General features: G+C 55.5%; 4 protein-coding genes. All 4 read left to right on the top strand.

Features of this window, described 5'->3' with window-relative positions; translation table 11 throughout:
* Nucleotides 1-365 precede the first annotated feature (365 nt).
* A complete protein-coding gene (locus tag ACTH3S_RS17405; protein ID WP_441810277.1) occupies nucleotides 366-1,364 on the top strand; it encodes an HlyD family secretion protein in 999 nt (332 codons plus the stop codon).
* Nucleotides 1,357-4,119: a ribosome-associated ATPase/putative transporter RbbA gene (rbbA, locus tag ACTH3S_RS17400; RefSeq protein ID WP_441810276.1), complete on the top strand. Its 2,763-nt coding sequence runs from the start codon at nucleotides 1,357-1,359 to the stop codon at nucleotides 4,117-4,119. Before ACTH3S_RS17405 ends, rbbA begins: the two co-directional genes overlap by 8 nt.
* 2 nt (nucleotides 4,120-4,121) lie before the next feature.
* The gene (locus ACTH3S_RS17395; RefSeq protein WP_441810275.1) at nucleotides 4,122-5,240 is read left to right on the top strand and encodes an ABC transporter permease; all 1,119 of its coding nucleotides are present in this window, start codon (nucleotides 4,122-4,124) and stop codon (nucleotides 5,238-5,240) included.
* A 230-nt stretch (nucleotides 5,241-5,470) separates the two neighbouring features.
* The coding region (locus ACTH3S_RS17390; RefSeq protein WP_441810274.1) for a hypothetical protein at nucleotides 5,471-7,056 on the top strand (1,586 nt) is incomplete at its 3' end.

Below are 7,056 nucleotides of genomic sequence, written 5' to 3'. Positions count from 1 at the left end.
TGCCCCGATTATCTCATGTCGATACTGCTTGGTTAAGTCCGACAGGCTGCTAGCGGCGTGAGTATAGTTGAGTCACAATTCGGGGGCTGGGTTGATCAAGCGGGTGATTGTTTCGTTTTTCTCGATTTTGCCTATTGAGTCGTTGTTGGTTCAGCATCACACAGGTCATCATCGTTGATGTAGGCCACCAAGTTATTCAACTGTTCCCTCAGGGCGGCACATTCTGGAGATATAGCCTAGGCCGCAGACTTGAAAGGGGACCTTACACTTTTTGACGCGCGTCAGTTCGACTCAGAAATCTTTTGTTATACTAATAGCAACCTAATCTTGATTGTAATAACTCACGCCTGCACCAGGGAAGAACAATGTCCGGTTCAAACTCCAAAGTTCGCCAGAAGCTTCTCATCACTCTTGCGGTTATCGCTGCGATCGCCATAGTTGCCTGGCAGTTTCTGCCAGATAACGGGGAGCTTCCAGAACACATTGCCTCCGGAAATGGCCGCATAGAGGCTACTCAGGTAGACATTGCGACCCGTATACCGGGGCGGCTGCAGAGCTTTTTTGTGGCCGAGGGTGACCTGATTGACGCTGGCAGTGCGGTGGCCGAAATGGACACCGACGAACTGCAGGCGACCATGGCTGCGGCACAGGCCAACCTGAATCAGGCAATGCAAGCGCAGAATCTGGCCGAAGCCGTGGTGATTCAGCGTGAAAGCGAACTCCGCCTTGCCCGGGCCGAATTAAGCCGGATGGAATCTTTGGTCGACAAAGGCCATGTCTCCCGTGAGCAGCTTGACCGTGCCCGCACCACCGCAGAAACCGGTGAAGCTGCGTTGCGGGCATCAAAGGTTCAAGTAGCCTCTGCCGGAGCCGGTATTGAAGCTGCGAGAGCCAGTATTCGTAAGGTTCAAACCACCATTGACGACAGCCACCTTATCAGTCCGATTGGTGGGCGTGTACTTTATCGACTGGCCGAACCCGGTGAGGTGTTGGCGGCCGGAGGCAAGGTTGCAACGGTTATCGATGTTACGGATGTATACCTCACCATTTTTCTACCCACCGCCCAAGCTGGCAAGGTGCGGGTTGGCTCCGAAGCACGCATTATTCTGGACGCTTTGCCCGATTACGTGGTGCCGGCTGAGGTTAGTTTTGTGGCAGCAGAGGCCCAATTCACGCCCAAGGCGGTAGAAACTCGCAGCGAACGCGAGAAGCTGATGTTCCGGGTGCGCATACGCATCAATGCAGAGCTGCTCGAAGCCTACCGCGACCGGGTGAAAACCGGTGTGCCGGGTGATGCCTATGTACGTGTAGATGAGAGCCAGCCTTGGCCGGAACATCTGCAAGTGAACCTGCCCAATGGTTGATAAGCGTAGCGCAGATGCCAAGGGGACAAAACCGGTTGCCCGGCTGGAATCAATAAGCCACCACTACGGCAGCCGTACCGCCCTGCAAAACGTCAGCCTTGATTTGCCCGCTGGCTGCATGGTGGGCCTTATTGGCCCCGATGGGGTAGGTAAGTCTACGCTGATGGGTCTGGTAGCCGGCGCCCGCCAATTGCCGCAAGGCCGTTTACAGGTACTGGGTGGCGACATGGCCGACTCGCGTTTTCGTAGCAAGGCTGCGCCACGCATTGCCTATATGCCTCAGGGCCTTGGCGGCAACCTTTACCACACCCTAACGGTTGATGAGAATATCGGTTTTTTTGCCGACTTGTTTGGCCTGCGTGGAAAAACCCGCTCCGGCCAAATCGACCGTCTGTTGTCGGCTACCGGCCTGTTGGAGTTCCGCGACCGGCCCGCCGGTAAGCTCTCCGGCGGTATGAAGCAGAAGCTGGGCCTGTGTTGTGCACTGATCCACAATCCGGAGTTATTGATTCTGGACGAGCCGACTACTGGCGTAGACCCGCTTGCGCGTAAACAATTCTGGGATCTGATCGATTCTATCCGCGCTCAGCAACCCACTATGAGCGTGCTGGTGGCAACCGCCTATATGGAAGAGGCCGAGCGCTTTGATTGGCTGGTTGCCATGGACGGCGCAGCTATACTGGACACCGGCTCACCACTGGAGCTCAGGCGGAAAACCGGCACAGAAACCCTCGACGAGGCCTTTATTGCTCTGTTGCCGGATGACCGCCAGGGAACCTCCGGTATAGACCCAAGAACCGCAGCGCCGGCTGTGGATTCAGCCGACGATGTCCCGGCTATTGAAGCCCATAATCTCACGTTGCGCTTCGGCGATTTCACGGCAGTGAAAGACGTCAGCTTCACCATTCCCAAGGGTGAGATTTTCGGTTTTCTGGGTTCCAATGGTTGTGGCAAAACCACCACCATGAAAATGCTGACGGGCCTGCTAACGCCTTCCGAGGGTGAGGTTTTCCTGTTTGGTGCGCCTCTGGATTCCCGCGATCTGAGCACGCGCCAGCGCGTGGGCTATATGTCCCAGTCGTTCTCGCTCTACAGCGAGCTGACGGTGCGTCAGAATCTGGTACTGCACGCCAAGTTGTTCCATCTTGCGCCAGAACGTATTCAGCCAAGGATGGATGAGCTGGTCGAAGAGTTCGATTTGGCCGATGTTTTAGACGAACTTGCCGGTGATCTGCCGCTGGGTGTGCGCCAGAGGTTGTCATTGGCAGTGGCGGTAGTGCACTCACCGGAGTTGTTGATTCTGGACGAGCCTACCTCAGGCGTGGATCCGGGTGCGCGCAACAATTTCTGGCGCCTGCTGCTGCGGTTATCCCGCGAAGACGGCGTGACTATCTTCATCTCCACACACTTTATGAATGAAGGCGAACGTTGCGACCGGATTTCTTTGATGCACGCCGGTGAAGTGCTGGCGTGTGATACCCCTACCGCTCTAATTCAGCAGGCCGGGACCGAGAATCTGGAAGGCGCCTTCATGCAAACGCTCGAGGCCGCCGTCGATCCGATCGCAAGCCAGGGCAACGGTAAGGTTCTGGACTCGGGTAGCAGCTCTCAGCCACCTCGCCACCGACGTTTCAGTTGGCAAAGGTTGCTGGCATACGCCCGCCGCGAAACCCGCGAGCTGCTGCGCGATCCTATCCGTATGTCATTTGCCTTTATCGGCTCGGCCTTGCTGATGATGATTCTGGGCTATGGCATTACTCTGGATGTGGAAGATTTGCCGTTTGCGGTTCTGGATCAGGACCAGAGCCCCCAAAGCCGCGATTACATAACCGCTGTGTCCGGCTCCCGGTATTTCATTGAGCAACCCGCGTTATCCAATGTGGAAGAGCTGGAACGGCGAATGCAGTCCGGCGAGCTCAGTTTGGCGCTGGCCATACCGCCGGGCTTCGGTAAGGATCTCAAGCGCGGCCGGCCCGCTGATATCGCCGTGTGGGTAGATGGCGCCATGCCGTTTCGGGGCGAAACCATTCAGGGATACATCCAGGGGCTGCACTTCAGCTATCTGAAAGATCTGGCGCTTCGCACCTATGGCGCCGTGCCAGCGCTGAGCCTGGTAACCATCGAATCCCGCTATCGGTATAATCAGGACTTCCGGAGCCTCGACGCTATGGTACCGGCGGTTATCCCGATTTTGTTGGTGTTCATTCCGGCTATCCTCATGGCGCTGGGTATTGTGCGCGAGAAAGAGCTGGGCTCGATCACCAATTTGTATGTAACGCCAGTGAACCGGCTCGAGTTCTTGCTGGGTAAACAGCTGCCCTACATCGGGTTCAGCATGTTGAGCTATGTCAGTCTGGTGCTGCTGGCGATCTTTCTGTTTGATGTGCCCGTGAAAGGCGGCGTGCTAACCCTGACTCTAGGTGCTCTGCTGTTCGTAACGGCCACAACCGGTTTGGGCCAAGTAATCTCGGCCTTTGCTTCTACTCAGGTTGCCGCGCTGGCAGCCACTGCCATCGTCACCATACTGCCCACCATACAGTTCTCCGGCATGACAGAGCCTGTATCATCACTGGAGGGTGCCGGTGCGGTGATCGGCCAGTTCTGGCCAGCCACTTGGTTTCTGCAGATCAGCCGTGGCGTGTTTACCAAGGGGCTGACGTTTGCTGATCTGCAGCACTCTTTCCTGGTTCTGGCGGCGTTTATTCCGGTGCTTACGTTGATGTCTGTGTTCCTACTTCGTAAACAGGGGCGATGATGATGGAATCAATCATCAATATCTGGAATCTGGGAATGAAAGAACTGCGCAGCATCTGGAGCGATAAGGTGCTGCTGGTGTTTGTCGTACTGGCGTTTACCTTGATGGTCTATACCGCTGGTTCTGCCGGTTCCATGGAGCTGAACAACACGCCTGTGGCAGTGGTGGATGAAGACCAGACCGCACTATCTGGCCATATTATCGATTCTTTGCAGCAGCCCTGGTTCCTAGAACCCGATCACATCAGCTTTGGCCAGATAGATACCGTGCTGGACAGCGGCAGCCACACCTTCGCACTGGTTATTCCCGAGGGCTTTGAGCGCGACATGCGCACCGGCCGCGTAACCAGCATTCAGCTTAATATCGACGCCACAAGAATGACCCAGGCCTTTATCGGCTCCCGTTACATTGAGCAAATGGTCACAATGGAAGTTGCTGAATTCCTGCGCAGTGACAGTAACAGCCCGGCCTTGCCGATCAATCTGGTGGTTCATGCGAGCTTTAACCCGAATCTGGAGGGCACCTGGTTTGGCGGGGTGATGGAACTGATCACTATGATCACTATGATCAGCATTATTCTGTCTGGTGCTGCGCTGATTCGTGAGCGCGAACACGGCACGGTGGAACACCTGATGGTGATGCCCATTCGGCCCTTTGAAATCATGGCTGCAAAAGTGTGGGCCAACGGCCTTGTTGTGATGCTGGCCGCCATTTTTTCAGTGATGGTGATTATCCAGAAAGTGCTTGCGGTGCCCATACAAGGCTCGTTGTTGCTGTTTTTCTTCGGTGCGCTAATTCACCTGTTTTCTACCACCGCCATTGGCATTCTGATTGGCACTGTAGCGCGTACCATGCCCCAGTTCGGTCTGTTGCTGATACTCACCATCATTCCCCTGCAGCTGCTCTCCGGCGGTATAACCCCGCGGGAAAGCATGCCAGACCTGGTGCAGAATATCATGCTGGCTGCGCCCACCACCCACTTCGTCAGCATGGCGCAAGCCATCCTCTACCGTGGCGCAGGGTTGGAAGTGATATGGCCGCAAATGCTAGCGCTGGTGGGCATAGGTGTTGTGTTTTTCAGTGCCGCGTTAGCGCTGTTCAGGCGGCATCTGTCGGTTTAAAGGCCAGTAGTCAGTAGATTGAATGGGTCAGGGTTCGAACCTGCGAACCCTTCGTCCCGAATAGAATATGTGTAGTGATCCACTCAAGTCCATTACGGTTCCGGTTCTCATTTTAAGTATGTGGTTTTTAAAGGGGGGGGTGGGAGTTGCTTTTCCTGACCCACCGGGAGTATTGTTTCGGCCTGCTCAGGAGAGCACAAGGATAGATCTGCGGACAAGGAAACGGAATTGTGTCCTACCAACTATACGTTACCGGTGGCTACGGCTTCACCGAAAGCATACTGCCATCACTACTGCACCCATTTGAAGCTGTGTCCATTGCGCAGGATTACTTCTCACGTGGTTATCAGGGCGCTCATATAGAGCCTGCGCCGGATAGCGGTCTACGGGATCTTGCGAAAGCCTCAAACAACGAGCAGCAGGCAATGCTGGAGGCTTTGCAAAATGGCCATTTGGTGCTGGCGCAACAAAGTTACTCCTCGTTCGGGCTGTTTACGGGCCGTAATGCTACGCCACAGAACCTTCGTACCGACCTACCTCAAACACTTCGGAGACGGCTGCAGGCGCCCTGGTCTTCAGGCTTGAGCGGCACAGCTACGGCAGTAAAATCCGATTCGCTTTATGCACCTGCAAATGCCGAGTATTACACTGCCCCGGAACCTGTCGCAGAGGTGGTACCCGAGAAAGGGCCTAACAACCTGACGATTAGCTACCGTTGGCCAGATGGCACAGGTGTGGCCGGCTTACCCTTTCAGGTGGGTACCGACCATGACAGCGTAAGGGGAACGCTGGATCATCAGGGAGCTGCAACTGTAGAGGGCCTGAATGGTCGTTTCGCAACTGTTCGGCTGGGCTCCAATGCCAGTGATGACACAGTAAACCATGAGCGCAAGGCAATTATCGCCGGGCTTGATCGGCTGCTTGAGGCCGAACGCAGGGAAACACAGACCAGAGAACAGGAATACCAGGCATTGCTCTGGTTTCAGAAACCGGCGGTCAGTGCGGGCGCACTTTTTCAAGGGGCCTACGATGCCGGCATTGACCTATACGACTTTGTTGTCGGAGTAAGCAATCTGACTTCGCCAGTCCTAACACTGCGGGATAGCCTGCAGTCGGCCTGGGCCGCAAACAAAGACAACTCTGGCGACAGCTGGTTTGAAGCGTTTAACCGCCAATATGATGAAAAGCGCCATGAACACTGGGTGCGGGCTATAGGTTTTTCGCCTTCGGATATCAGCAGGGAGGATATTGCAAAAGCCTACGAGGTAGCCAGCCTGGTCATAAAAGACGATCAACTCAGCGCTGCCCTCAAAGAGTTTACTGCCAGCTACGCAGCTGTTCAGCACCATACAGAATACACCTACTTGGCAGGAGCCGTGGCGTTTGAGTTGGTGCTGGCTGCCGTATTGGCCGCCACAACACTGGGTGTGGGCAATGTCGCGCAAGCCTCTAGCAAGGTTCGGCATACCCGCGTTTTAGCAGGACTTGGCCCTGCCTTCGGCCGCTTTGCGGATGCGCTCAAGCTACAAGGGCTGCGTCGGGTATGGCGAGACAGGGATCTGAATAATAACAATCACTTTGAAGATAACGCCCCACCCCGCGGCGAGGGGGTCGACCCGGAGCTTCCTGTCCAGCGGCTCAAAAGACCAAAGAAGGTACTACCAACCTCTTTTGACCAGGCCAAAGCGTATCTGAGCGACGCTCGTGCGGCGATCATAGCAAACGGCAAGCCGCCCCCGCCCAAGTACACTCAGGCTCAGCTGCGACAGATCGCTGAAGATGGCTTTGGGGACGAGAAATACATCGTACGCCTGGT

This window comes from Marinobacter sp., assembly GCF_052094685.1.
Taxonomy (GTDB): Bacteria; Pseudomonadota; Gammaproteobacteria; order Pseudomonadales; family Oleiphilaceae; genus Marinobacter.
This window is presented reverse-complemented; position numbering and strand designations above follow the sequence as displayed.

Coding starts and splice junctions, on each gene's coding strand:
- ACTH3S_RS17395 (WP_441810275.1), top strand. CDS start 4,122: ATGGAATCAATCATCAATATCTGGAATCTGGGAATGAAAGAACTGCGC.
- rbbA (WP_441810276.1), top strand. CDS start 1,357: ATGGTTGATAAGCGTAGCGCAGATGCCAAGGGGACAAAACCGGTTGCC.
- ACTH3S_RS17405 (WP_441810277.1), top strand. CDS start 366: ATGTCCGGTTCAAACTCCAAAGTTCGCCAGAAGCTTCTCATCACTCTT.